General features: G+C 68.4%; 27 protein-coding genes and 2 tRNA genes. 20 read left to right on the top strand and 9 right to left on the bottom strand.

Annotated features, from left to right (window positions below; translation table 11 throughout):
• Window positions 1–547: 547 nt before the first annotated feature.
• The 15 genes from dnaN (at window position 548) to ACZ3HL_RS15655 (ending at window position 14,810) form a co-directional block, all read left to right on the top strand.
• Complete coding sequence (gene dnaN, locus ACZ3HL_RS15585; protein ID WP_020632653.1) at window positions 548–1,681, top strand: DNA polymerase III subunit beta; 1,134 nt, start codon at window positions 548–550, stop codon at window positions 1,679–1,681.
• 37 nt (window positions 1,682–1,718) lie between these two features.
• A complete protein-coding gene (gene gnd, locus ACZ3HL_RS15590; protein ID WP_465531527.1) occupies window positions 1,719–2,609 on the top strand; it encodes a phosphogluconate dehydrogenase (NAD(+)-dependent, decarboxylating) in 891 nt (296 codons plus the stop codon).
• A 9-nt stretch (window positions 2,610–2,618) separates the two neighbouring features.
• A complete protein-coding gene (gene recF, locus ACZ3HL_RS15595) occupies window positions 2,619–3,773 on the top strand; it encodes a DNA replication/repair protein RecF (protein ID WP_465531529.1) in 1,155 nt (384 codons plus the stop codon).
• 273 nt (window positions 3,774–4,046) lie between these two features.
• Window positions 4,047–4,538 carry a DciA family protein gene (locus tag ACZ3HL_RS15600; RefSeq protein WP_465531647.1) on the top strand — a complete coding sequence of 164 codons (492 nt, stop codon included), beginning with the start codon at window positions 4,047–4,049 and terminating at the stop codon, window positions 4,536–4,538.
• Window positions 4,539–4,744: 206 nt separating this feature from the next.
• Complete coding sequence (gene gyrB, locus ACZ3HL_RS15605) at window positions 4,745–6,712, top strand: DNA topoisomerase (ATP-hydrolyzing) subunit B (RefSeq protein WP_457958987.1); 1,968 nt, start codon at window positions 4,745–4,747, stop codon at window positions 6,710–6,712.
• Between the two features lie 51 nt (window positions 6,713–6,763).
• Window positions 6,764–9,289 (top strand): DNA gyrase subunit A, encoded by a 2,526-nt coding sequence (gene gyrA / locus ACZ3HL_RS15610; RefSeq protein ID WP_465414315.1) that lies wholly within the window; start codon window positions 6,764–6,766, stop codon window positions 9,287–9,289.
• A 36-nt stretch (window positions 9,290–9,325) separates the two neighbouring features.
• Window positions 9,326–10,012, top strand: coding sequence for a DUF3566 domain-containing protein (locus ACZ3HL_RS15615; protein ID WP_125679336.1), 687 nt, complete (start codon window positions 9,326–9,328; stop codon window positions 10,010–10,012).
• A gap of 47 nt (window positions 10,013–10,059) precedes the next feature.
• A tRNA-Ile gene (locus tag ACZ3HL_RS15620) sits at window positions 10,060–10,133 on the top strand.
• Between the two features lie 329 nt (window positions 10,134–10,462).
• The gene (locus ACZ3HL_RS15625; RefSeq protein WP_034321928.1) at window positions 10,463–10,651 is read left to right on the top strand and encodes a DLW-39 family protein; all 189 of its coding nucleotides are present in this window, start codon (window positions 10,463–10,465) and stop codon (window positions 10,649–10,651) included.
• 37 nt (window positions 10,652–10,688) lie between these two features.
• Window positions 10,689–10,761, top strand: a tRNA-Ala gene (locus ACZ3HL_RS15630).
• Between the two features lie 58 nt (window positions 10,762–10,819).
• Complete coding sequence (locus ACZ3HL_RS15635) at window positions 10,820–11,260, top strand: hypothetical protein (RefSeq protein ID WP_465531531.1); 441 nt, start codon at window positions 10,820–10,822, stop codon at window positions 11,258–11,260.
• Between the two features lie 66 nt (window positions 11,261–11,326).
• Entirely contained in the window at window positions 11,327–11,728 is a 402-nt protein-coding gene (locus ACZ3HL_RS15640) for a hypothetical protein (protein ID WP_465414319.1), read from the top strand.
• A 4-nt stretch (window positions 11,729–11,732) separates the two neighbouring features.
• Window positions 11,733–12,764 (top strand): hypothetical protein, encoded by a 1,032-nt coding sequence (locus tag ACZ3HL_RS15645; protein ID WP_465414322.1) that lies wholly within the window; start codon window positions 11,733–11,735, stop codon window positions 12,762–12,764.
• Window positions 12,765–12,766: 2 nt separating this feature from the next.
• Entirely contained in the window at window positions 12,767–13,273 is a 507-nt protein-coding gene (locus ACZ3HL_RS15650) for a YbaB/EbfC family nucleoid-associated protein (protein WP_465414324.1), read from the top strand.
• A gap of 85 nt (window positions 13,274–13,358) precedes the next feature.
• Window positions 13,359–14,810 carry a DHA2 family efflux MFS transporter permease subunit gene (locus ACZ3HL_RS15655; protein WP_465531533.1) on the top strand — a complete coding sequence of 484 codons (1,452 nt, stop codon included), beginning with the start codon at window positions 13,359–13,361 and terminating at the stop codon, window positions 14,808–14,810.
• Here the strand turns inward: ACZ3HL_RS15655 and ACZ3HL_RS15660 are convergent.
• The 5 genes from ACZ3HL_RS15660 to ACZ3HL_RS15680 form a co-directional block, all read right to left on the bottom strand.
• Entirely contained in the window at window positions 14,698–15,123 is a 426-nt protein-coding gene (locus ACZ3HL_RS15660) for a helix-turn-helix domain-containing protein (protein WP_465414328.1), read from the bottom strand. The two genes, ACZ3HL_RS15655 and ACZ3HL_RS15660, sit on opposite strands and share 113 nt — an antisense overlap.
• Window positions 15,124–15,142: 19 nt before the next feature.
• A complete protein-coding gene (locus ACZ3HL_RS15665) occupies window positions 15,143–16,075 on the bottom strand; it encodes an alpha/beta fold hydrolase (RefSeq protein WP_465531535.1) in 933 nt (310 codons plus the stop codon).
• A gap of 64 nt (window positions 16,076–16,139) precedes the next feature.
• On the bottom strand, window positions 16,140–16,799 hold the full coding sequence (locus tag ACZ3HL_RS15670) for a response regulator (RefSeq protein ID WP_465414332.1): 660 nt from the start codon (window positions 16,797–16,799) through the stop codon (window positions 16,140–16,142).
• Entirely contained in the window at window positions 16,790–17,854 is a 1,065-nt protein-coding gene (locus ACZ3HL_RS15675) for a sensor histidine kinase (protein WP_465531537.1), read from the bottom strand. Before ACZ3HL_RS15675 ends, ACZ3HL_RS15670 begins: the two co-directional genes overlap by 10 nt.
• Before the next feature lie 61 nt (window positions 17,855–17,915).
• Entirely contained in the window at window positions 17,916–18,767 is an 852-nt protein-coding gene (locus ACZ3HL_RS15680) for an ADP-ribosylglycohydrolase family protein (protein WP_465531539.1), read from the bottom strand.
• A 44-nt stretch (window positions 18,768–18,811) separates the two neighbouring features.
• On the opposite strand from ACZ3HL_RS15680, the gene ACZ3HL_RS15685 reads away from it, so the two are divergent.
• Window positions 18,812–20,005 (top strand): DNA glycosylase AlkZ-like family protein, encoded by a 1,194-nt coding sequence (locus tag ACZ3HL_RS15685; protein WP_465531541.1) that lies wholly within the window; start codon window positions 18,812–18,814, stop codon window positions 20,003–20,005.
• On the opposite strand, the gene ACZ3HL_RS15690 is transcribed toward ACZ3HL_RS15685, so the two are convergent.
• The 3 genes from ACZ3HL_RS15690 to ACZ3HL_RS15700 all read right to left on the bottom strand — a co-directional run bounded on the left by ACZ3HL_RS15690 (window position 19,986) and on the right by ACZ3HL_RS15700 (window position 22,715).
• On the bottom strand, window positions 19,986–21,263 hold the full coding sequence (locus ACZ3HL_RS15690) for a M14 family metallopeptidase (protein ID WP_465531543.1): 1,278 nt from the start codon (window positions 21,261–21,263) through the stop codon (window positions 19,986–19,988). The two genes, ACZ3HL_RS15685 and ACZ3HL_RS15690, sit on opposite strands and share 20 nt — an antisense overlap.
• Before the next feature lie 94 nt (window positions 21,264–21,357).
• Window positions 21,358–21,999, bottom strand: coding sequence for a pyridoxine/pyridoxamine 5'-phosphate oxidase (locus ACZ3HL_RS15695; RefSeq protein WP_465531545.1), 642 nt, complete (start codon window positions 21,997–21,999; stop codon window positions 21,358–21,360).
• Window positions 21,999–22,715 (bottom strand): hypothetical protein, encoded by a 717-nt coding sequence (locus ACZ3HL_RS15700; RefSeq protein ID WP_465531547.1) that lies wholly within the window; start codon window positions 22,713–22,715, stop codon window positions 21,999–22,001. Before ACZ3HL_RS15700 ends, ACZ3HL_RS15695 begins: the two co-directional genes overlap by 1 nt.
• A gap of 73 nt (window positions 22,716–22,788) precedes the next feature.
• Between ACZ3HL_RS15700 and ACZ3HL_RS15705 the strand changes: the two genes are divergently transcribed.
• The 4 genes from ACZ3HL_RS15705 (at window position 22,789) to ACZ3HL_RS15720 (ending at window position 24,700) form a co-directional block, all read left to right on the top strand.
• Window positions 22,789–23,313, top strand: a complete 525-nt coding sequence (locus ACZ3HL_RS15705; RefSeq protein WP_465414346.1) for a DUF2020 domain-containing protein — start codon at window positions 22,789–22,791, stop codon at window positions 23,311–23,313.
• Window positions 23,314–23,481: 168 nt separating this feature from the next.
• Entirely contained in the window at window positions 23,482–23,934 is a 453-nt protein-coding gene (locus tag ACZ3HL_RS15710) for a DUF6918 family protein (RefSeq protein WP_465414348.1), read from the top strand.
• Between the two features lie 167 nt (window positions 23,935–24,101).
• Entirely contained in the window at window positions 24,102–24,491 is a 390-nt protein-coding gene (locus tag ACZ3HL_RS15715; protein ID WP_465414350.1) for a nuclear transport factor 2 family protein, read from the top strand.
• Window positions 24,488–24,700, top strand: a complete 213-nt coding sequence (locus ACZ3HL_RS15720; RefSeq protein WP_465531549.1) for a heavy-metal-associated domain-containing protein — start codon at window positions 24,488–24,490, stop codon at window positions 24,698–24,700. The genes ACZ3HL_RS15715 and ACZ3HL_RS15720 overlap by 4 nt, the downstream gene beginning before the upstream one ends.
• Window positions 24,701–24,765: 65 nt before the next feature.
• Here ACZ3HL_RS15720 and ACZ3HL_RS15725 read toward each other — a convergent pair whose 3' ends face one another.
• Window positions 24,766–25,473 (bottom strand): hypothetical protein, encoded by a 708-nt coding sequence (locus tag ACZ3HL_RS15725; protein WP_465414354.1) that lies wholly within the window; start codon window positions 25,471–25,473, stop codon window positions 24,766–24,768.
• Window positions 25,474–25,489: the final 16 nt, after the last annotated feature.

Below are 25,489 nucleotides of genomic sequence, written 5' to 3' on the forward strand. Positions count from 1 at the left end.
GCACGGATCACTCTCCCGAGCGATTCCGGTCACGAACGGCGCCCACAACCCTGGGTACAAACCGGCGCACAACTGGGGATAACCGTGGGGACAACTGTGGATGACTGTGGACAGATCGAGCGCCGCCCGAATCCATCCACGGACGGCCCGAGCTGTCCACCGTCCGTACACACCCGGAGTCCACAGCCTCAGAGGCGCCCGGACCTGCGCGAACGAGCCTTGTCCACACAATCCACAACGCCTATTACTACTGCTGTCTTTTCTTCTTCTCTAGAAGAGAACAAAACAAAAACAGGCGAAGGACGAATCTGGGGACAGCCGGTGAGCCGTGTCGTCTTGTCGACAAAAGCAAGGGGAGGCCGAGGTGACGCGGACCCCGGGGACGGCCTAACGTGGGTCCCTGCACCTGGTCTGCGTGTCGACGTGCGTTCGCGTCCTCGCTCGGACCGAACACACCTGCGAGGCACCTGGCCATCGCGCTCTCCGGCCGAGGTGACCCGTTGAGCTTTCGAGCCGTCAGGGGCTCGGCTGTCGAAAGGAAGCGCGCATGAAGATCCGCGTCGAGCGTGACGGGCTGGCCGACGCCGTCGCGTGGGTGGCGAGAAGCCTCCCGTCGCGGCCTCCGGTCCCGGTGCTGGGCGGTGTCCTGCTCGATGCGGGATCCGACGGGACGAGTGACGCCCTCACCGTCTCCGGATTCGACTACGAGGTCTCCGCCACGGTCGGCGTCCCGGCCACCATCGCCGACGGCGGCCGCCTCCTGGTCTCCGGCCGCCTCCTGGCCGACATCACCAAGTCGCTGCCCGCGCAGCCGGTCGAGATCTCCGTCGACGGCGCCCGCGCGACCATCACCTGCGGCTCCGCGCGCTTCTCCCTGCCGACCATGCCGGTCGAGGACTACCCGCAGCTCCCGTCCCAGCCCGCCTTCGCCGGTGAACTCACCGGTGACGCGTTCGGCCAGGCCGTCACCCAGGTCGTCGTCGCCGCGGGCAAGGACGACACCCTCCCGATGCTGACCGGTATGCGGCTGGAGATCTCGGGCTCTTCGCTGACCCTGGTCGCCACCGACCGCTTCCGCCTCGCGATGCGCGAGTTCACCTGGGAGCCGGCCGAGGGCCTGTCCGACGCCGCGGTGCTGGTCCCGGCGCGCACGCTCGCCGAGGCCGCGAAGACGCTCGGTGCCAGCGGAGCCAAGATCCGGCTCGCGCTCGCCAGCGGCGAAGGCCTTCTCGGTCTCTCCGGTTCCGGCCGCTACACCACGACCCGCCTCCTCGACGCGGAGTTCCCGCCGTACCGGCAGCTGCTGCCCGCGCAGCACACGTCGCGCGCGGTCATCGAGGTCTCCGCGCTCGCCGAGTCCATCAAGCGTGTTTCGCTCGTCGCCGAGCGTGGCACCCAGGTGCGGCTGGAGTTCAACGACGGTTCGCTGCGGCTCTCCGCGGGTGGCGACGACGAGGGTTCGGCCGAAGAAGAGCTTCAGGTCGACTACGAGGGTGAGCCGGTGACCATCGCGTTCAACCCGGGTTACCTCGTCGACGGGCTCGGCGCGCTGAACGCGAACCGGGCGGAACTGACGTTCACCACCCCGAACCGGCCGGCGCTGATCAAGCCCGCCGACGAGGAGGGCAACGTCGTCCCCGGCTACCTGTACCTCCTGATGCCGGTTCGCCTCCCGGGCTGACCGGCCGCCATTTCTGTTCGCACCAAAGGGGATCTTCATGGCTCAGCTGGGACTCATCGGCCTCGGCAAGATGGGGTTCAACATGCGTGAGCGGCTGCGCGCGGCCGGTCACGAGGTGGTCGGCTACGACCGCAACCCCGACGTCACCGACTCCACCTCACTCGAGGACATGGTGTCCAAACTGGACGGTCCCCGGATCGTCTGGATCATGGTGCCCGCCGGTGAACCCACTCGGCAGACCGTCGCCGAGCTCGGCAACCTGCTGTCCGAGGGCGACCTCGTGATCGACGGCGGCAACTCGAAGTACACCGACGACCGGATCAACGCGGACCTGCTCGCGACGAAGAAGGTCGGCTACCTCGACTGCGGGGTTTCCGGTGGCGTGTGGGGCAAGGACAATGGCTACGGCCTGATGGTCGGCGGCGCGGCTTCGGACGTCGAGAAGGCCATGCCGATCTTCGACGCGCTTCGCCCCGAAGGTCCGCGTGACGAGGGCTTCTCGCACGCCGGCGCCGTCGGATCCGGTCACTACGCGAAGATGATCCACAACGGCATCGAGTACGGCATGATGCAGGCCTTCGCCGAAGGCTTCGAGCTGCTCGAAGCCGCGAAGGTCGTCGAGAACGTGCCCTCGGTGATCAAGGGCTGGCAGCGGGGGACCGTCGTCCGCTCGTGGCTGCTCGACCTGCTCGTCCGCGCGCTCGACGAGGACCCGGAGCTGGACGACCTCGAGGGCTACGTCGAGGACTCCGGCGAAGGCCGGTGGACGCTCGAAGAGGCGATCAACAACGCGGTCCCGGCGCCGGTCATCTCGGCCGCGCTGTTCGCGCGGTTCGCTTCGCGCCAGGAGGATTCCGCCGCGATGCGGGCCGTCGCCGCGCTGCGCAACCAGTTCGGCGGGCACTCGGTCAAGAAAGCCGGCGACTAGGCAAGACGGTTGTATCTCAGACATCTCCAGGTCACCGACTTCCGGTCCTGGCCACAAGCCGATCTCGCGCTCGAACCCGGCCCGACCGTCCTCGTCGGACAGAACGGCCGTGGCAAGACGAACCTCCTCGAGGCGATCGGCTACATCGCGACCCTGGGCTCGCACCGCGTCGCGACCGACGCGCCGTTGGTGCGGCACGGGTGTGAACGCGCGCTGATCAGGGTCGCGGTGATCAACGAGGACCGCGAGCTGACGGTCGAGCTGGAGATCACGCCCGGCAAGGCGAACCGCGCGCGGGTCAACCGCGGCGCGGTCGGCAAGCCCCGCGACGTGCTCGGGATCCTGCGCACGGTGCTGTTCTCCCCGGAGGACCTGGCGCTCGTGCGCGGGGATCCCGGGGAACGCCGCCGCTTCATGGACGAGCTCCTCGTGCTGCGCGCTCCCCGATACGCCGGGGTCCGCGCCGACTACGAGAAGGTGCTGAAGCAGCGGAACGCCCTGCTCAAGACGGCGGGCAAGCGGCGTACGGGACGCGAAGACCCGTACGCGTTGTCGACGCTCGACGTCTGGGACGACCACCTTTCGGTGGCGGGTGCCGCGTTGCTGGCCGCCCGGCTGAACCTGATCGCGGACCTCGCGCCGTACGCGGCCGCCGCGTACATGGGGGTCGCGCCCGACTCTCGCCCGGCGAAGATCGCGTACAAGTCGAGCCTGGGCGACGCGATGCCGGAGGGCTACGGCACGCCGGACGGTCCTCGCGCCGACCAGACCGTACTCAAGGACGTGCTGGTCGAGGCACTGAAACGAGCGCGGAACCTGGAGCTGGAGCGCGGGGTGAGCATGGTCGGCCCGCACCGGGACGAACTGGACCTCATCCTCGGCGAAGCGCCCGCGAAGGGCTACGCGAGCCATGGGGAGTCCTGGTCGTTCGCCCTCGCGTTGCGTCTGGGAAGCTACGAGCTCCTGCGTGGCGAGGCCGGGGAACCGGTGCTTCTGCTGGATGATGTGTTCGCCGAGCTGGACCGGCGTCGCCGGGCCCGGCTGGCGGAGGTGGCGGCAGGCGCCGAGCAGGTGCTGGTGACCGCCGCCGTGGACGAGGACGTGCCCGCCGAACTGGCCGGACACCGGTTCCTCGTGGCGGATGGTGAGATCAACCGAGGGTGATCCGTGAAGCGGATACCCGGGGTGATCGGCGCCACAGCAGTTGCCCACCGATCTGGGGACAAACCTGTGGACAGTGTGGATAACACCAGGAAAGCGTTATCGCCCCGCGTGACCAAGGGGCCTGATAAGCGGCTTGACACCCCCCACCCGGGCGGTAACCCGGGTGAGGGAGCTTTGTTCGACACGCAGCGTGAACCCCCTGCGGTACCGAACGGTGCAACCGATACCGAAAGCAAGGAACCGGCCACGGGGCGTGACCTCGCTCGGGCCGCTCTGGACGCCGCGAAGGCCAAAGCAAAGGCCCGCGGGGTTGAACCGGGCGTACGCCGCGGCCGTATCACCGGAGGGGGAGCCGGTTCGGTAGGGCAAAGCCCGCGACGTCGTCGCTGGTCGGGGCCGGGTGCCGACGCCCGCGACCCGCAACCGCTGGGCAGGCTGGCTTCCCGGATCGCGGTCGACCGCGGCTGGAACACGCGGCTGGCCAACGGTCAGGTCTTCGGAAGCTGGACGCGGCTTGTGGGTGAAGAGGTCGCCGAACACGCCCAGCCGGTGGCCTTGAAGGACGGCGAACTGACCGTGCGCGCGAGCTCGACGGCGTGGGCGACGCAGCTTCGCCTGCTCCAGGGACAGCTGCTGGCGAAGATCGCGAAGGGCGTCGGGCACGGCGTGGTGAAGAAGATGCGGATCCAGGGACCGACGGCGCCGAGTTGGCGAAAAGGGCCCCGGCACGTGCCGGGACGCGGCCCGCGTGACACGTACGGCTGACCCGAGTTGCGCTTCGCCGCGACAGTGCCCATTAAAGCGCCGAGAAGGCGCCCAGAGTGCTTCGGATGAGTCAAGACTCTTCTTTGAACGAATTAGCGCGCCTGTGAGCAAATCAGGGGTGTCCTTGCCGCATGTCTGCGAACGCGGCCAAGTACACTGGAGATGAGCGAGCGTCCGCTCGGGCGAGACGAGGAGAATCAACGCCTGTGACCGAGAACAAGAGCGAGTACAACGCGTCGTCGATCACGGTGCTCGAAGGCCTCGAAGCCGTCCGCAAGCGTCCCGGTATGTACATCGGTTCCACCGGTGAACGCGGCCTCCACCACCTCGTCCAGGAGGTGGTCGACAACTCCGTCGACGAGGCGATGGCCGGCTACGCGACCAAGGTCGAGGTTACCTTGCTGGCCGACGGCGGGGTGCGCGTCGTCGACGACGGCCGCGGCATCCCGGTCGACATGCACCCCAAGGAGCAGAAGCCGACCCTCGAGGTCGTGCTCACCGTGCTCCACGCGGGCGGCAAGTTCGACAGCGACTCCTACGCGGTCTCCGGTGGCCTGCACGGTGTCGGCGTCTCCGTGGTGAACGCGCTCTCGACCAAGCTGATCGCCGAAGTCAAACGCGGCGGGCACAGCTGGCGACAGGTGTACACCGACCAGATCCCCGGTGAGCTGGAGGATCTCGGCCCCGCCGAGGACACCGGCACCACGATCACCTTCTGGGCCGACGGCGACATCTTCGAAACCACGACGTACAACTTCGAGACGATCTCCCGGCGTCTCCAGGAGATGGCCTTCCTCAACAAGGGCCTGACCCTGTCGCTGCGCGACGAGCGCGTCGCCGACGAAGAGACCGAAGCGGACGCTTCCGGCCAGGCGGCGCGGGTCAAGGAGAAGACCTACTGCTACCCGGGCGGTCTCGAAGACTTCGTCAAGCACATCAACGGCAGCAAGGACCCGATCCACGCGTCCGTGATCTCCTTCGAGGCCAAGGGCACCGGCCTCGAGGTCGAGGTCGCCATGCAGTGGAACAACGGCTTCACGCCGTCGGTGTACACCTTCGCCAACACGATCAACACGCACGAGGGCGGCACGCACGAAGAGGGCTTCCGCGCCGCGCTCACCCGCGTCGTCAACGCGTACGCGCGCGAGAAGAAGCTGCTCAAGGAGAAGGACGCCAACCTCTCGGGTGACGACGTGCGCGAGGGGCTCGCGGCGATCGTCTCGATCAAGCTCTCCGAGCCGCAGTTCGAAGGCCAGACCAAGACCAAGCTGGGCAACAGCGAGGCCAAGACGTTCGTGCAGCAGACCTCGAACGAATGGCTGGCCGACTGGTTCGAGCGCAACCCCACCGAGGCGAAGACGATCATCAACAAGTCGATCTCCTCGGCGCAGGCGCGGATGGCCGCCCGCAAGGCGCGCGACCTGGTCCGCCGCAAGGGCGCGCTGGAGATCGGCGGGCTGCCCGGCAAGCTCAAGGACTGCCGCTCGACGAACCCGTCGGAATGCGAGCTCTACATCGTCGAGGGTGACTCGGCGGGCGGTTCGGCCAAGGAAGGCCGCGACTCGATGTACCAGGCGATCCTGCCGATCCGGGGCAAGATCATCAACGTCGAGAAGGCCCGGATCGACCGTGTCCTCAAGAACACCGAGGTCCAGTCGCTGATCACCGCGCTCGGCACCGGTATCCACGAAGAGTTCGACATCGAGAAGCTGCGCTACCACAAGATCGTGCTGATGGCCGACGCCGACGTGGACGGCCAGCACATCACCACGCTGCTGCTCACTTTCCTGTTCCGGTTCATGCCCCCGCTGATCGAGCACGGGCACGTGTTCCTCTCGCGCCCGCCGCTGTACAAGATCAAGTGGCCGCGGCAGGACCCGGAGTACGCCTACTCCGACAGGGAACGCGACGCCGTCATCCAGGCGGGTGTCGAGGCCGGCCGGAAGCTGCCGAAGGACGACGCGATCCAGCGCTACAAGGGTCTCGGCGAGATGAACGCCGAAGAGCTGTGGGAGACCACGATGGACCCGGCGAACCGGCTGCTCGGCCAGGTCACCCTGGACGACGCCGCGCAGGCCGACGACCTGTTCTCCGTCCTGATGGGCGAGGACGTCGAAGCGCGCCGTTCCTTCATCACGCGTAACGCCAAGGACGTGCGTTTCCTAGACGTCTAGCGACGTCCCGCTCTTTTGTCCCCTTAGGACTGCTCCCACGAGAAGGACCTCATGACGGAAACCTTGCCGCCTGCTCCGGACCACGACCGGATCGAACCGGTCGACATCCAGCAGGAGATGCAGCGCTCCTACATCGACTACGCGATGAGCGTCATCGTGTCGCGGGCGCTGCCGGACGTGCGGGACGGCCTCAAGCCGGTGCACCGCCGCGTGCTGTACTCGATGTTCGACTCCGGCTTCCGCCCCGACCGCGGGTACAACAAGTGCTCCCGCGTCGTCGGCGACGTGATGGGCAACTACCACCCGCACGGTGACTCCGCGATCTACGACGCGCTCGTGCGGCTCGCGCAGCCGTGGTCGCTGCGGTACCCGCTGATCGACGGCCAGGGCAACTTCGGTTCGTCGGGCAACGACCCCGCCGCCGCCATGCGGTACACCGAGTCCCGGCTGGCGCATCTCGCGATGCACATGCTGCAGGACATCGAAGAAGAGACCGTCGACTTCTCCGACAACTACGACGGCCGCACCCAGGAGCCCGACGTCCTGCCGTCGCGGTTCCCGAACCTGCTGGTCAACGGTGGTTCCGGGATCGCGGTCGGGATGGCGACCAACATCCCGCCGCACAACCTGCGCGAGGTCGCCGACGGCGTCAAATGGGCGCTGGAAAACTTCGAGGCCAGCGACGACGAGCTGCTCGCCGCGCTGCTGGTCCGGATCAAGGGCCCGGATTTCCCGACCAGGGCGATGATCCTCGGCAACTCCGGGATCGAGGACGCGTACCGCACCGGCCGCGGCTCCGTGCGCATGCGCGCGGTCGTCGAGGTCGAAGAGGACGCCAAGGGCCGCACGATCCTGGTCGTGTCCGAGCTGCCGTACCAGGTCAACCCGGACAACCTGGTCGAGAACATCGCGAACCTGGTCCGCGACGGCAAGCTCACCGGCATCTCCGACATCGCCGACGAGTCCAACAGCCGCAGCGGGATGCGGATCGTCGTCACGATCAAACGTGACGCGGTCGCGAAGGTCGTGCTGAACAACCTGTTCAAGCACACCCAGCTGCAGCAGAATTTCGGTGTCAACATGCTGGCCCTGGTCGACGGCGTGCCCCGCACGCTGCGGCTGGACCAGATGATCCGGCACTACGTGAAGCACCAGATCGACGTCATCGTCCGCCGGACCCGCTTCCGGTTGCGCAAGGCCGAGGAACGCGCCCACATCCTGCGCGGTCTGGTCAAGGCGCTGGACATGCTCGACGAGGTCATCGCCCTCATCCGGCGCTCGCCTTCGGCCGAAGAGGCCCGGCCCGCCCTGATGAGCCTGCTCGACGTCGACGAGATCCAGGCCACCGCGATCCTCGACATGCAGCTCCGCCGCCTCGCGGCACTGGAGCGGCAGCGGATCATCGACACCCTCGCCGAGATCGAACTCGAGATCGCGGACCTCAAGGACATCCTCGAGAAGCCCGAGCGGCAGCGCTCGATCATCGCCGAGGAGCTGCAGGAGATCGTCGACAAGTACGGCGACGACCGGCGCACCAAGATCATCCCGTTCGACGGCGAGGTCTCGGTCGAAGACCTCATCGCGGTCGAGGACGTCGTCGTCACGATCACCCGCACGGGTTACGCCAAGCGGACGAAAACCGATCTGTACCGCTCGCAGAAACGCGGCGGCAAGGGAGTCCAGGGCGCGACCCTCAAACAGGACGACATCGTCCAGCACTTCTTCGTCTGCTCGACCCACGACTGGATCCTGTTCTTCACGAACAAGGGCCGCGTGTACCGGGCCAAGGCGTACGACCTGCCCGAGGCCAACCGCAACGCGCGCGGCCAGCACGTCGCGAACCTGCTCGCCTTCCAGCCCGACGAGCAGATCGCCCAGGTCATCGAGATCCCGAACTACGAGGTCGCCCCGTACCTCGTGCTCGCGACCCGCCGCGGCCTGGTGAAGAAGACCAAGCTCACCGACTTCGACTCCAACCGGGCCGGCGGCCTCATCGCCGTCAACCTGCGCGAAGGCGACGAACTGGTCGGCGCGGTCCTCGCGGCCGCCGAGGACGACCTGCTCCTCGTCTCCGCGGAAGGCCAGTCGATCCGCTTCCACGCCACCGACGAAGCCCTGCGCCCGATGGGCCGCGCGACGTCCGGTGTGCTGGGCATGCGGTTCAACGACGGCGACGAACTGCTCGGCATCAACGTCGTCCAGCCGGACAAGTTCCTCCTCGTCGCCACCGGCGGCGGCTACGCCAAGCGCACGCCGACCGACGACTACCCGGTGCAAGGCCGCGGCGGCAAGGGTGTGCTCACCATTCAGTACGACCAGAAACGTGGCAGGCTGGTGGGCGCGGTCATCGTCGACGCCGAAGACGAGCTGTACGCGATCACCTCCAGCGGCGGGGTGATCCGGACTTCGGCCGGACAGGTGCGCAAGGCAGGCAGGCAGACGAAGGGAGTGCGGCTGATGAATCTCGACGAAGGAACAACTCTTCTCGCGGTCGCACGCAACGCGGACGAGCCCTCAGACGTCGCCACTGCAGGTAGTACTGAAGGAGAAGAAACCCCGGCGTCGGAGCAGGAGTAGACGACGCCCCACGTACTGGGTAAGGACTGACACCTCGTGACACCATCCGAGAAGCCCGAAGCAGGCGGCGCGCAGGCGGGTTCGTCGAGCCCGCCCTGGCAGCGCGACAGCGGCGCCGGGGAACCCGAAGGCTCCAGCGAGCAGACGGTCTCGGTGTCTTCGGTCGCCACCGAAGACGTGGCCCACTCGGACCCGAAGCGGGACGCGACGACCGTGACCGACTATCACGGGGTCAGCGGCACAGCCGCGAAGAGGCTTTTCGGCGACAGCGGAGAGGGCGACCCCGCCCCCTCCGCCATCCCGTCGGCCTCCCGCACCCGTGCCGCGCCCACCGCTCTCCGCCGCCCCGGCCGCGGACCGCGTCGCGCCAGCCTGCAGATCAAACGCTTCGACCCCTGGTCGGTGCTGAAACTGTCCCTCGTCCTCGGCGTCGCGCTGTTCTTCGTGTGGCTCGTCGCCGTCGGCGTCCTCTACACCGTCCTCGACGGCATGGGCGTCTGGGACAAACTCAACGGGACCTACTCGTCGCTCGTCGGCGGCGAAGGGGCCGACGCGCCGGCCGACCCGTTGATCAGCGCCGGCCGTGTCTTCGGGATCGCGGCCATCCTCGGCGCCATCAACATCGTGCTGATCTCGGCGCTGGCGACCGTCAGCGCCTTCATCTACAACGTCTCCGCCGACCTCGCCGGAGGCCTGGAAGTGACCCTTTCCGAACGAGAGTGACCCGGTTGCAGGGCGCCGGAAGGCGTCCTGTAATCTTCTCCTCGTTCGGGCCCATAGCTCAGGCGGTTAGAGCGCTTCGCTGATAACGAAGAGGTCCCAGGTTCAAGTCCTGGTGGGCCCACTCCGAAAGCCGGTTCGCGATTCTCGCGGGTCGGCTTTTTCGCTGCCTGCGTCGGCCCCTCCCTCGGTGAGGGAGCAAGCGTGGTCGTTCGGCGACGGAGGCGAAGTACTCGCGCTCGCTCAGGCCTTCACATCTCGCATGAGCACATCCTGCCGTCGAGGGTGGCCGAGGTCATGCCTGCCACGGGAGTGTTCCGGGGCGTGCCCGTGTTGAGACCGGTGGGCCCTGCCGGTCTTCTCTTCCCGGCAGGGTCTTCGGTTCCACGTGGAACGTGGTGCAGTAGCATCGGTGGGGAAGCGGAGCAACTCGGCGGAAAGAGGGGGCTTCTGATGAAGAAGCTGTTGGCGCTCGCGGTCATCGCGGGCGGCGTGCTGTTCGTGATCAAGCGCAACAAGGCCGCCAAGGCCGAGGCCGACCTCTGGCGTGAGGCCACCGCTCCCACCGAGCGTCCTCTGGGATCCGCTTCCACCAACGGAAGCGCCCCGGCCAAGGCCGCGGACGCGTCCCGCAACAACTGATTTCGGCGCGGGCGGTTATCATGATCGCCTGCGACCCGGGGCTGTAGCTCAATTGGTAGAGCACCGCCTTTGCAAGGCGGGGGTCAGGGGTTCGATTCCCCTCAGCTCCACTCCACGAAGGCCACCCGCACACCGGGTGGCTTTTTCGTTTCCGGGCAGAATGCGCGCATGGGTGTTCTCTTCGACTACTTCGCCGCGCCGGACAACGACGCCGCGGCCACCACGATCGACCTTGTCGGCGGCCCGGACGAGGTGCCCTTTCCCACCGTCGCGCTCAACGGGGTGGACCCGTTCGTGCAATTGGGCACGCTGGAGTCCCTGCTCACCGGTGTCGATTACGAGACCATCATCGAACGCGACATCGCCCCGGTCGCCATGGCCGACGAAGGCGCGCGTCTGGTCGTCGCGTTGACCGGGGAGCTGTCCGTCGCGCTGTCCGACGCCGACGAGGCTCGCCTGCGTGAGGTGGCCGAGCCTTGGTCCCGGACCGAGGAGTTCGGCGGCCAGGCCGGCCCCGCCGACTTGGCCGCCGTGCTGACCGACCTCGCCGGACTCGCCCGCACCGCCACGACCAGGGGCGACCGCCTGTACTGCTGGGTCTGCGTCTGAGTGGTGACGTTCGTCACCGTACGCGGATGACAAAGTCTCGCTCCCAGCCAAGTCAACGCTGCTTACATGGGGGTGAATCCGGACAGCGAGGTGAACATGGTCAGTTTCGAAACCGACCTCGACGATCTCAGGTTGTCGAGCAAGGAACTGCAGAATGCCGCGGACATCGTCAGTACCGCCCATACCGGTGTGCGAGGGCAGGACGTGCCCGCTCCCGACCAGGTCACGGGAAGCCTTCTCCCCGGCCTTTTCGCGCCGGACACCGCGTTCGGGAAAACCCTGGGCATGCGCGGGGTTTCGGCGGCCTACGAGGAACACCGCCAGGCCGTCGAGAAGATGCTCGCGAAGCTGCACCGCAGCACGCAGGACGCGTCCCGGGCCTTGGAGCGGGTCGCCGAATTGTACGAATCCGTGGACGAGGACAACAAGCAGCGAATGAACCGCGCGGCATACGGGAACCAGGGGTAGCGGCGTGGACGGGTACTTCAACGCGCTGGACGCGGAAACCACCGCCGGATTCGGCGACAACAGCAAACTCCTCGAGGGGATCTCCCACGACCTCACCGCGGGGGCCGAGAAGGCCTTCCTGGCGGTGGACTTCCTCTACCCGCCGTTCTTCGGTACCGACGTGGACATGAGCGGTGGTCTGAAGGAACAGATCCGCGACGTCTTCCTCGAGTTCTCCGAGGCGGAACTCGTCGGCGAGAACAGCCTGCAGACCATGATCGAGGCCTACGAAGGTCTCTGGAACGCTTTCCAGGACACGAAAGCGCCGCTCGACCGTTCTCTGACATTGCTTCGCTGGTGGCGCGGTGAAGGGGCCGAGAGCGCCAAGAGCTACATCCAGGGGCTCGCGAACACCTATTCCCGCGTGGGCACCAAACTCACCGTGCTGGAAGCCGACATCGTGGCCGCGCGGGACGCCATCGCGACCGCGCGGGCCGACCTGAGCAATCTCGCCGCTTCTTTCCTGACCGCCGCGGAAAAGTATCAGGACGACAAGGAACGACAAGACGAATCCGCCCTGTCGAAGGCGCTGGCCGCGACCTTCGCCGCCGCTGTCACCGCTCTCCTCGTGGCTGCCGTGCCGCCGGCCGGTGGCCTCACCGCGGCGGCGTTCTTCACCACCGCGAACGGAGTGCAGGTCGCCGGTGCCGCGGCCGGGGCAGGGCTCGCCACGGCGGCCACCGTGCAGGCCGACATCGTCGGGGACAGCCCCGAAATGATCTACAACAGCTTCCACGACAGCGTGGTCAACATCAGGGAAAGCATGTTCCGCGCGTCGGAGTCGCTGATCTCGAAGATCAACACCGAGATCAACAACCTGCCGATCATTCCCGAACCGCCGGACGTCAGCCCCGGTGAGACGTTCGACCCCGGCAACTTCGAAACGGAGAACACCGACAAGGGAACGGAACAGCGGGTCCGGGACCGGAACATCGACATCTCGAACGACGGCAAGTTCCAGGAACCGCCGCGGGAGCTGGCACCCATCGAGGAGTGAGCGTGGCCGACAAACCGGCACCCAAGAAACCGGGTAACGACCGGCAAGCGATGCTCGAGGCGCTGGCCGCCCTTTCGGTGGACGCGTCCTCGCCGGACGGTGCCGTTTCCGTTTCGGTCAACACCGACGGCGTGATGACGCGGCTCCGGGTGAGCGAAGCCGTTTCGCGGATGTCGCCCGCCGAGATCGCGGACACCGTCATGCGGACCTATCAGGAAGCGCAGCAGGGATCCGCGAAACGCAGTGCGGAACTGATGGCGCCGATCGGCAACGCCGGCTACATCACCGACAGGCTCCGCTGGCGGCTCGGGTTCACCCCTTCGTTCCAGGAGGCCGGGGAGACCGTCACGCCACCGGCGCCGCGTCGGCCGGTGGCGGGCGCCGAGAACGTGGTGCTCAAAGACCGTTCGGAGGAACCGGCCGGACCAGCCGGGGACGATCAGCCCGAACCGGCCGAATCCGACGATCAGTACTACGAGCAAGGCCTGCGGTACCGGCCTTCCTGGTAATACGGCTTGCCCTCAAGCGCGCTTCAGCGTGCACGCTGGCCCGGCGGCGGAAGATCATCCGCCGCCGGAGGCGGAGGGTGACGGTATGAAACGTGAAGGCATCGTGCTCGCGCTGGCCTGCGCGGGATCGTTCGTGGTCATCCTCGACGCGACGATCGTTTCCGTCGCCCTGCCCGCGATCCGGTTCGGCCTCGGCTTCTCCGACGGCGCGCTGACCTGGGTGGTGAACGCGTACACGCTCGCCTTCGCGGGTTTCCTGTTGCTGGGCGGCCGATTGTGCGACGAATTCGGCGTCCGGCGGATCTTCGTGGCCGGGATGAGCCTGTTCACCGTCGCGCGGCTCGCCGCCGGGCTGGCCGCTTCACCGGAAACCCTGCTCGTGGCCCGCACGGTGCAAGGGTTCGGCGGCGCGCTGCTGATGCCGGTGACGTTGTCCTTGCTGACCACGACCTTCACCGAACCCGCCCGTCGCGCGCGGGCCTTGGGCACCTGGAGCGCGGTGGGTGCGGCCGGTGCGGCGGCGGGTCCGGTGATCGGCGGCCTGCTGACCCAGTGGGCGGGCTGGCGATGGGTGTTCTTCGTCAGCGTCCCGATCGGTGTGGTGGCCGTTCTCGTCGCCGGAGCGGTGCTGCCGCTCCGGGAGCGAAGCCGGCCTCGCGGCAGGCTGGACGTGCTCGGCGCGGTGCTGTCGGCGGCGGGACTCGTCGGCGTGGTCTACGCGGTGATGCGTTCTCCGGCCGACGGCTGGGGAAGCGCGTCCGTGCTGCTCCCGCTGATCGGCGGGCTCGTCCTGCTCGGTGTGTTCCTGGTGCACCAGCACAGGTGGGCGGACGAACCGCTCGTCGCGCTCGGGATCTTCCGGCTGCGCTCGGTCAGCAGCGGCAACGTGGTGATCTTCTTGCTGGGACTGGGTTTCCTCGCCAGCCCGATCCTGCTTTCGCTGTACCTGCAGGATGTCCACGGGTACTCGCCGCTGCGGGCCGGACTCGCCTATCTGCCGGTGGGAGTGGCGATGTTCGCCGGTGCCCGGAGCGCGAGCGGGTTGTCGGTGCGGATCGGGCCCCGGCGTGCGGCGGCCCTGTACTGCGCGATCGGTGCCGCGGGTTTCGCCGGGGTCGCGGTGCTGGCCGGTGCGCACGCTTCGTACGTCGTTTCCGTGCTGGTACCGGGAATGGTCTTCGGCTTCGGGACGGCCGCGGCCTTCACCCCGATCACCATGGCCGCCACCACCGGGGTGCCGGAACGCCAGAACGGACTGGCCGCCGGTCTGCTGAACACCGTCCGGCAGACCAGCGGCGCGCTCGGCCTCGCCGCGTCGACGGCGCTCGCGGCGGCCGTGACCGCGGGTTCACCGGCCGGCCTGCCGAGAGGGGAGGCGCTGGTGCACGGCTACACCGCCGCTTTCCTCGCTTCCGCCGTCTGCCTCACGGCCGCCGCGGTGGTCGCGGCGGTGACGATGCCGCCGCTTCGGCAGGCAGGTCGACCCGGTCACGGAACCAGGGACAGTCCTCGAGGTTTCCTTCGCGGCGGCAGGTGAGGAGTTCGACCAGGTAGTCGTGCGCGGTGTCGAGCCGCGCACGCTCCCGTTCGATTTCGGCGAGCTGTCCCGTCACCACTTCCCGCCAGCGGTGCTGTTCGGCGAGCAGTTCGGTGATCCTGGCCAGGCCCAGCCCGCCGATCTGCCGCCAGTGCCTGATCAGCGCGATGCGGTACAGCTGGTCGTCGTCGTAGTACCGCTTGCCCGAGCGGCGGAAGGCCGTGATGAGCCCGCGGCGTTCCCAGTAGTGCAGGGTCGAGATCGCCAGCCCGAAATGGTCGGCGGCCTCGCGAACCGGCGTCAAGGAATCCATGCGACCAGTCTAAGTTAGGTTACCCTAACTTTCGAGCCAGCCAGGTGAAGGTCCACCGGTAGAAGGCCGGCGCGGCGAGGCTGGTGTTGATCGAGTGGCCGCTGCCCCGCACGATCTCGTCGGCGCCGCAGTCGCCGCTCCCGCAGACCAGGGTGTCGTGTTCGCCGAGGACGTACGCCGTCGGGACCGTCGGCGCCGACCGGTTCGCCGCGCCGGGTCCCACCGAGCGGAGTTCCGCCGACGCCAGTGTGTCCTTGAGGGCTTCTTCGACCGGAATGATCGCAGGGTCGTACGTGCCGGGGTGGTGGAAGGTCCGCGCGCGAGTGCCGGGGACTGTCGTGAAATAGCCGCGTGCCCAGGGCTTTCCGGCGAACTTCGGGTCCAGTTCGGCCGGGTGGAAGGGCGACGCGGCCTCGGTCCGTGCGCCGGGCCGGTCCCGGGGGATACCGCTGACGATCACGGCGTCGACGCCGCCCCGTCCCGCGGCCCGTTCCGCGACGAGCCCGCCCATTGAGTGTCCATTGAGGACGATGGTGCGGAACCGCGGGCGCAGCTGCCGGACGACCTGGTGCACGGCCTCGCCGCCGGCCTCGAAGTCGAGCGTCTCCGGATCCGGGCGGCTGCTGCGGCCGTACCCGAGCCGGTCGAGGTTGAGCGTCGCGTAGCCCGCGCGGGTCGCACTGTCCACATAGGAGTATCGACGCGGCTGATACGGCCAGTCCCAGTACGCGCGGTCGTAGGTCCCGCCGTGCAACAGGATCTGGACCGGCGTGCGCGGGGTGAGCCTCCCCCGGACGCAGAGTTCGCCCGCGACCGTCTGGCGTTCGCCGTTCACCTGGACCGCGAAACGGTGTTCGGCGCAGCGGGCCGGTCTTTCGGCGGCGGTCGCCGTCGTGATCCCGGTCAGGGAAAGGAGTGTGGTGAGCAGAGCGGCCTTCGCGATGAATTTCATGGCGAAAGCGTCGCTCGCGGGCAAGGGTCGCGTCGTCGTGCCGGTGTGGGGATCGACGGCTACGTCAGACGCGCACCATCCCGCTCTGGTAGGCGAACACCACGAGCTGGGCCCGGTCGCGGGCGTGGACCTTGGTCATCGCCCGGCTGACGTGGGTCCGCACGGTCGCCGCGCTGATCACGAACTCCCGCGCGATCTCCTCGTTCGACATCCCCCGCGCGACGCGAAGGACGACTTCGTGCTCTCGTTCGGTGAACGCCGAACCGTCCGCGCGGGGCAGCGAAGGTGACGGCCGAGCGGTGAATTCGGCGATCAGGCGCCTGGTCACGCTCGGGGAGAGGAGCGCGTCTCCCGCCGCCACGACGCGGACCGCCTGGATCAGATCGGCGGGCCTGGTGTGTTTGAGCAGGAAGCCGCTCGCTCCGGCGCGCAGCGCTTCGAAGACGTATTCGTCGAGGTCGAAAGTCGTCAGCATGAGGACGCGGACACCGGCGAGCCGGTCGTCCGCCATGATCCGGCGGGTGGCTTCCAGCCCGTCCGTGCCCGGCATCCGGATGTCCATCAGCACGACGTCGGGCACGGTTTCCGCGACGACGGCGACCGCCGACTCGCCGTCGTCCGCTTCCCCCACCACGGTGATCCCAGTTTCCACCCGGAGCAGCGCCGCGAACCCGGACCGCACCAGCAGCTGATCGTCGGCGAGCACCACCCTGATCACGGCCATCGCGCGCTCACCCGGAACCTCCCGTCCTCACGGCCCGCGCTCAGTGTGCCGCCGGTCGCCCTGGCACGTTCACCCATTCCCGTGATCCCGGCGCCGGGAACGTCCGGACCGGGCGCACGGACCTCGTTGACCACGTCAAGCCGCAGACCGCTCTCGTCGGCTCGCACCGTCACCCCGGCCGCCGATGCCTCGTGTTTCGCGGCGTTCGTGAGGGATTCCTGGACGATCCGGTACACCGCGCCGCCGACCGGCTGCCCGATTCCGGGAGCGTCGAGGTCCAGCGTGACCGCCAGGCCCGCCTGATTCGCCGACGCGACCAGCGCGGGAATGTCCGCGACACCCGGCGTCGGCCGGAGCGGGGCGGAGTCGTCGCGCAGCAGTCGCACCATCGCGTTCAGCTCGTCCAGGATCGTCCCGCTGACCGTTCGGACGACACCGAGCGCTTCCTTCGCCACTTCCGGGTGATCGTCGATCACGTGCTCGGCCATTCCCGACTGGACGTTGATGACCGCCATCGCGTGGCCGACGCTGTCGTGCAGATCCTGGGCGATACGCAGCCGCTCGCCGAGGACGCGATCGCGTTCCGCCTGCTCGGCGGCCGCGGCCCGCTCACGCCGCGCTCGAAGCGCGTCGGCCGCGAAGACCGCGAAGCCCGCCCATCCGACGAAGACCAGATCGAGGACGCCCGCTCCACCGGTGGCCAGGTTCGCGCCGACGACTATCACCGCCATACCGCCCGCGACGGCGTACGCGAGCCGCCGCGGACGCAGCGTTCCGAGCGCGAACAGCGGCACGAGACCGGCGAACAACACCGGACCGTCGGGATAGCCGAGCCCCAGGTAGAGCAAGAGCGCAAACGCTTCCGTCCCGGCCGCCGCCACCGGGAGCCGCCAGGCGGCGGCGAGCGCGAGACAAGCGACCGCGACGACGGCGAAGCCGAACGCGTCGACAGGGCGTTCCCCGAGATCGGGCTCCAGGTTCGCCGTGCCCACGACGAGCAGCGCGCTCACCGCGAGCCAAGCCACGACGGCTCCACTCCTGATCAGCCACTTCACCCGCTCAGTCTGCCGAAACCGGCAGTCTTGCGCGTCCGCGTTCCGTGGAGCCCCGCCTACGTCAGATGTGCAGCAGCCGCTCGTCGAGTCCGGCCAGATAGTCGCGGCCGAACTCGCCGTTCTCCAGGTCGCGCCACAGCACCGGCGGCAGATCCTGCGCCACCTCGGGCGAGCGGGAAGCGGCGGCGAGCGCGATCGTCGCGACGGTGTCGACGTCGCCGGTGAGCGCGACGGCGGAGTGGAGCATCCGGGCGAGACCTCCGCCGCCGGTCAACACCGTCAACGCGGCGCGCACGCTCATCCAGCCCTGCGGCCCGACCTTGCCCGACCACGGCAGCGCCCAGCCGCCGTGCCCGACGTCCTCCGGAAGGACGCCGTCGACCCACCTCGCGACCTCGGCGAGCGGACCCACCCGATGGTGGCAGTAGTACACGGCCAGCGCGGCGGCCTGCGCCGCGGCGATCCCGGCCGGGGTGTCGTGGGTGATCCTGGCCTGCAGTTTCGCGTGGTAGAGGACGTCGTCGACGGTCGGCAGGAGCCCGATCGGCCCAGCGCGCATGGCGGCACCGCTCTTGTCGCTCTGCGGGTGCAGCCGCCGTAGCAGTTCTTCGCCGTCCCGGACCTCGCTGAGCAGCTGATGGAAACGCGGCGCGTAGCCGTCGTGCGGGTCGCGGTGGTACGCCCGCACGAACTGCTCGGCGAGCAGCGACGGCGTCCATCGGCGTCCCGACACGAGCACTTCGGCGATCGCGATCGTCATCTGCGTGTCGTCGGTGTAGCGACCGGCCGGGGCGCCGGGCTGCCCGTGATACGGCACGTACCCGGTCAGCTTGTTGTGTTCGGCGACGAAGCTCGGGTAGGCGTGCTCGAAGGAGCCGCCATACGCGTCGCCGATGGCCAGTTCGACCAGCATCCGGTCATCGTGCCAGGCCGCGAGGCGCCGCCTACCGTGGAGTCATGGCGACCGACAAGCTGCGCGCGTGGTGGGCACATCGGCAAGGGCTCGACGGAACGCTGCACGGATCGACGGCGGCCGCCGTGCTGGAGCGGACCGGCTGGATGCGGTCTGTCGGCGGATCGGCACCCTATCTCGGGCTGTTCGCCAGAGCCCGCCTCGATCGCGAGACGGTCGACGCGGACGTCGCGCGGCTCGCCATCCACGAACTGCCTTCGGCGCGCGGCTGCACCTACGTCCTGCCGTCGGCGGATTTCGAGCTCGGCCTGACCGTCGGCGCCGCGGCGCCTGCCGGTGAACTCGCGGCCGCGGAGAAATACCTCGGTGTCACGCAGGCCGAGATCGAGCAGTTGTGCGTCACCGTCGCCGATCTGCTCGACGGATCCGGCGAACCGCTCACCCCGGCCGCGATCAAGGAAGCCACCGGATCGGCGGTCCGCAATCTCGGGGAGGCGGGCCGTAAACGCGGCACCACCACGACTTTGCCGCTCGCACTCGGCCTGCTCCAGGCCCGCGGCGACATCCGCCGGGTCCCCGTCGACGGGCGGCTGGACCAGCAGCGCTACGCCTACGTCCGCTGGACGCCGTCCCCGCGCGGCGGACTGTCCGATATGGACACCGCGCGGACCGAACTCGCCCGGCGGTACTTCTCGTGGGCCGCCCCGGCGTCGCTGAAGCATTTCCGCTGGTTCTCCGGGTTCACCGCGGCAAGCGCGAAGAAGATCGCGGAACAGCTGGACCTCGTGCCGCTCGACGGTACCGATCTCTTGATGCCCAAGGAGATCGCCGACGAGTTCGCCGCGTTCACCGTGCCGTCCGAGCCGTCGTACGCGCTGCTCGCCGGAATCGACGGCATCCACCTCCTGCATCGCGAGCTGCCCCGGCTGCTCGCCGACGCCGACGTCGAACGGCCGGTCCCCGGAGGCCGCGCGGGGGAGACGCTGGGCGGGCAGGCGGATCCGCCGAGCCACGTCATCGTCGACCGGGGCCGCATCGCCGGCCTGTGGGAGTTCGACACGGAGACGGGCAAGATCGTCCACAAGTTCTTCGGCGACGAGGACGCCGCGCTGCGCGAGACGATCGCGCGGACCGGGGAATTCGTCCGTGACCAACTGGGCGACGCCCGGAGCTTCAGCTTGGATTCGCCGAAGAGCCGGGCGTCGCGAGTGGCCGATCTCAGGCTTTCGCCTCGTTGATCAGGATGTCGACCGCCTTGTCGTTGCGGGCGGTCTGCTCCGGGATCACCGAAGCGGGCGGGTAGAAGCCGTCGATCCCGCCGTCCTTCGGATACATCTCGAAGGTGTAGCTGAGGATCTTGTGCTTGCCCCACGCCCAGTCGTTGACGTCGCCGTCGGTGACGTACAGATCGCTGGACTGCTCCGGCGTGTAGCCGTTGGTGGCGGCCATCTGCTTGCCGACGTCGGCGAAGCGTTTCGCTTCCTCTTCGCTCAGGCCGGTGTCGGTGTCGGCCTTCGTGTAGCCGTACGGCCAGAGCACCAGTTCCGAGAAGGTGTGGAAGTCGATGTGCGTCTTGATCTGCTGCGCGCCACCGACCACCCGGGAGTCGACGAAGTCCGCGACCGCCTTGGTCTCGGGCTCGGAGAACGCCGACGGGCCGTGGTAGTCCTCGGCGGACGGGCTGTTGCTCGACCCGCCGCAACAGTTCCACTTGTAGTCCCAGTTGCGGTTCGGGTCGGTGCCGATCGCGCTGCTGCCCGGCACGGGCTTCCGCGTCTTGCGCCAGCCCTGGTACTCGCCGCCGGTGATGTCGTACTCGGAGCCGTCCGGGTTGACGTTCGGGATCACGTAGATCTCGTGCTCGTCGACCATCTTCTTGATGGCCGCGTCGGTCGCGTAACCGCTGGTGAACCGCTGCACGATCCGCAGGCACATCTCGGTGGTGAGGTGTTCGCGGGCGTGCTGGTTGCAGGTGAACAGGACCTCGGGCTCGTTCTCGTCCGTGCCCGCGTTGTCGCTGATCTTCAGCAGGTTCAGCTCACGGCCCTCGTGGGACTTGCCGATGCTGGACAGCGTCGCGATGTCGCCGTGGTCCTTCGCGGCCTTCTGCAGCTCGGCGGTCGTTTCGGCGTAGGTGTGGTAAGCCTCGTCGCCCGGTGGGAAGTCGCCGGCGACCGCCGCGGTGCCCGCCCGGCCGCTCCGCTGTTTCAGCATGCTGTCGAAGTCTCCGAGCGGCTTGAGGCCGAAGCCGTTCGCGCGGAGGGCCGCGGCCTGTCCCGGCGTGGCGACGACGGTCAGCGCGCCGCCGCGCGAGCCCGCGACGTCGACGCCGGTACGGGCGACCTCGGTGCGTTTGTCCGGGGTGGAGGCGCCCTCCACCGAGTACAGCCCTCTCGCCGGGTCGCCGGTCTGGGCGCTCGCGACGGGCGTCGTGACGGCCAGCAGGGCGAGCCCTGTGGCGGCCAAGGCGCCCCCGATGCGACGGCGTGTGGACATTTCGCCTCCGAACGATCTGGGGACAAGGTGGCGTTCACCGTCGCCGACGTGAATCATCCACGACAACCCGACGATCGTCGTTCCCAGTTACCGTTTATGGCCAGAGGCGTTCTCTGAGCCAGCTTCCGTTCTCGCGCCGGTAGCGCAGCCGCTTGTGCCGCCGGTCGTGGCTCGCCTGCCAGAACTCCACTTCGGACGGCGTCACCAGGTAGCGGGTCCAGGTTTCCGGCGCCACGCCGGGATTCTCGGCGACCCAGCGCTCGGCTTCCCCGGCCGCACGGTCGAGATCGGCCGGATCTCCGAGCACCTGCGACTGCCTGCCGATGAACGCCTCCACCCGCGACGCCGGTGGCCGGGCGGTGAAATCGGCGGCGGACACTTCGGGGTCGGCGGCCGAGACCGGGCCGCGCAGGCGCACCTGACGGCCTCGTCCCGGCCAGAAGAAGGTCAGCGCGGCGAACGGATTCTTCGCCAGCTGAACACCTTTCGGGCTTTCGGAACTCGTCGCGACCGCCCAGGTGTCCCCGTCGACGTCCTTGAGGATCACGACCCGCGCGTCAGGCACCCCATCGGAGTCCACTGTGGACAGAGTGACGGCGTGCGGCGCCAGGACGTGTTCACCCGCTTCTTCGAGCCATTCCAGGAAAAGCTCGCGGGGGCTCGCCGGTGCGGCCTCGGTGTCGAACTCCGGAAGCTCTTCGGGGAACGACGGCCAGCCGCGCAACGTGCGGTTCATCAGTACCCCGGAGGGCGCTGCGGCGGATAGCCGGGCGCGGGCGGCGGATAGTGCGGCGGATGCTGACCCGGCGGCGGACCCTGCGCGGGCGGCGGCCCGACCGGGTACTGCGGCGGCTGCTGCTGCGGCTGCCAGCCGGGAGGCGGCTGCTGCCCGGGCGGCGGTTGAGGCGGCCCCGGCGGCATAGGCGGCTGCTGGCCCTGCGACTGCGCCCACTGCACCTGCTGATAGACCTCGGCGGGCTGCGGGAAACAGAACGTCAGCTTCGCGTTGACCGAACCCTGTACCGCCGCGCCCCACAGCTTCCCGCCGACGAACGCGTACATCTGCGCCGCCGAAACGTCGACGGCCACCATGCGCGTCTCGCCGCCGAACTGGTTGCCGGACTTCGCCGACGCGGCCTGCGCGGCGTCCGGGTACACCCGGTCGCCGATCAGCCCGGCGATGACCACCGAAGCGGCCGTCCAGCCGACCGTGCCCATCACGTTCGCGCGCGCGTGCTGCGTCGCCAGCCTGGTGAAGTCGTACAACGCGGGCGCGGTGATCTCCGGGATCGCCGCGGCGACCACGCAGTAGTTCATCGTCGACATCATCACGGACTCGGTGAACAGGCCCACGACGGCCGCGCTCGGGCCGATCTGGACGGTGTTCAGCCTGCCCCCGCTGCGCTGGATACGCTCTGCCACCGCACCCAGGTACTGCTCCTTGCTGAGCACTGACCCTCCCGAAGACTCCTCGCGCAGCGCCATCGTCGCACGAAAACGGCGATCTGCTTCACTGGACGCCACTATGCGACGTCTTCTGATCTTGCCGCTCGTCGTGCCGCTGCTGGCGGCCTGCGGGCCGACGGAACAGCCGCCGCCCGCGGCGAGTTCGCCCGCGCCGTCGAGTACCGCGGCGCCCAGCATCCCGCCCGCACCGGAACCCACCGGTAAGGGCCCGTGCCCGTACCTCGGCAACGAGTTCGTCTCGGATGCCAACGGGCAGAAGGTCTCCAAGGTCAAGACCTCGGCCGATCAGCCGCATCCGACGTGTTTCTTCTACGCGCTGAGCGGGAAACTGCAGCTCACCGTGCGCGTGTACGTCGGGGAACCCGCCGTGGCCAAGGCGTTGGTGGACCAGGCCGCGCCCATCGACACCTCGAACCCGGCCGACGAGCCGGCGGGCTGGAAGGGCGGCTACCAGCCTTCCGGGGAAGGCGCCGTCTACGCGGTCGCGAAGGGTGGGCACGCGGTAGTCGTGACCACCAACCAGAAGCAGAGCATCAAGGCACGTACGGTGGCGAAGGAGGCTATCGGTGAGCTGAAGCTCTAGGTAGTGGTATCCACACGTCAGAGTGAAGTTGATCTTGTACTACCCTGTGCCGCACGCGCGAGGTTTCGCGGGACCAGCGCGGGCGCCAGATCCGGCGGAGGCCGCCTTGCGGTGTGGCTCGGCGGCACAAAAGATCATTTCTCCCCATAAGACAAAAGGACAGGTTTCGTGGCTGACACCCTCAAGGAAATCTTGCTCGACTCCACCCGTCGCCCGGCGGTCGTGAGCGACTTCGAAGGTCTCGTCGACGCCGAGGTCTCGGACAAGGGCGGCGTTTCGGGTGCCGTCGTGAAGACCGGCTTCGCCGCCGTCAAGAAGATCAAGCCGGGCATCATCCCCGCCGCCGTCGACACCCTGCTCGACGACTTCACCGGTGCCCTCGAGCCCTTCTACGGCGACTACAAGGCCAAGGGCGGCAACGACTTCGGTGCCTACCTGGTCGGCCGCAGCGACGAGGCCTCGGACGCGCTCCTGTCGGTCACCGACTCGCGCGCCGAGAAGAGCAGCCGCGACAGCATCAAGAAGGTCTACTCGAAGCTGCGCCCGAACGGCAAGAAGAACGTCGAGGAGGCCCTTCCCCGCCTCGGCCAGCTGATCGACAAGCACGCCGCGAACGCGTGACCCGTTCAGCCGCGCGCTGAGCTCGAACACCCGAAGGGGCGCCGTCCGCTCTCGACATCACGTCGGGGGCGACGGCGCCCCTTCGTAATTCTTACAGCTTGTCAAAGTAGGTGCTCGCAGATATCTTACATCGTGTAAGAGATAAAGCATGCGGCTTGGGGAGCACCATGACGCCCTTCGATGGCACCGATCCGAAGAAGTTCATCGCGGATTTCCACGCGTCCTTCCACGACGAACTGGTGAACAGCGACGAAGACGCGGGCGTGATCGTCGACCGCTATCACACGCCGGACATCGTGCAGATCGCCGACGGGCACCGGATGGACCGGGAGAAGCTCATCGCGCACACCCGTCCGGTCCGCAAGAACCGGCCCACCGGCCGGATGGAAGTCCATGACGCGGTGGCGGACGGGGATCGGATCGCCGCGCGGAGCACCCTGTACGTGACGAATCGCGGCAAGGACCTCACGATGGAGGTCTACTTCTTCGGGGAGTTCACCGCCGACGGGCGGATGCGCCGGGGACATACGCTCACCCGCACCGTGCCGGCGACATGAGCGCGCGCACCTACACCGTGCGCGGCATGGCCTGCGGGCACTGCGCGGGTTTCGTCGCCGAGGAGATCGAGACCATCGCGGGGGTCACCGCCGTCGCGGTGGACGTCGACAACGGCACGGTCACCGTGACCAGCGACCACGACCTCGACATCGCCGACGTCCGCGCCGCCGTCGAAGAAGCGGGCTACGAACTGGTCACCAGAACGTGAAAGGGCCGCCCAGGACCCGACTGTGGTCCTGGGCGACCCTTCGCGTCAGCAGAAAGGGTGAAGCGTCAGTTCTTCTTGTCGGCGGAGCCGGCGTTCGAAGCCTGGTGCCCGTTCTTCGGCGCCGCGGGCTTGGCCGGAGCCGGACCGGAAGCGGCGGGCTTCGCGGGAGCGGCAGGCTTCGCCGGAGCGGGTTTCGGAGCGGCCGCGGCCGGAGCGGCGGGCTTGGCCGGAGGAGCGGGCGGAGCCTTCGGCGGCGCGGGCGCGACCGGCGGCTCCTGCTTGGAACGCAGCGCGTAGGCGGCACCGGCACCGACGACGGCGATACCGATCACCCACGGCCAGCGGCGACGCTTGCGCGTCCCCTTGGCGGCGGACTTCGCCTCGACGAGCGCGGCCTTGAAGTCCTTCTTCGCTGCCTTGAAGTCCTTCTTGCCCCGGCGCTTGGACTCACCGGCGGACTTCGCGGCCTGGATGGCGGCCTTGCGGGCCTTGCGGCCCGGCTTCCGCATCTCGGAAATCCTGGCCAGTGCCTCCTTGCGAGCCGCCTTGGAGCTGCGCTTGAGCTCCTTGCGGGTCAGTTCCGTCTTCTTCGCGAGCTTCTTGCGCGCGCGACGGCTGGTCTTAGCGATCTCACCGGCGCTCTCGGAGAGCTTCTGCTCGGCTACCTCTACGGCGTGGGCGGTGGCTTCCTTACCCGCCTCGACGGCACGTTTGCGCAGGCCGAGCGCGCCGGCCTTCGCCGACTCGCTCACCGAATCTGCGGCCCGGGTCATGGCCTTCACCTCATCA

Source organism: Amycolatopsis sp. NPDC000009, from assembly GCF_055563465.1.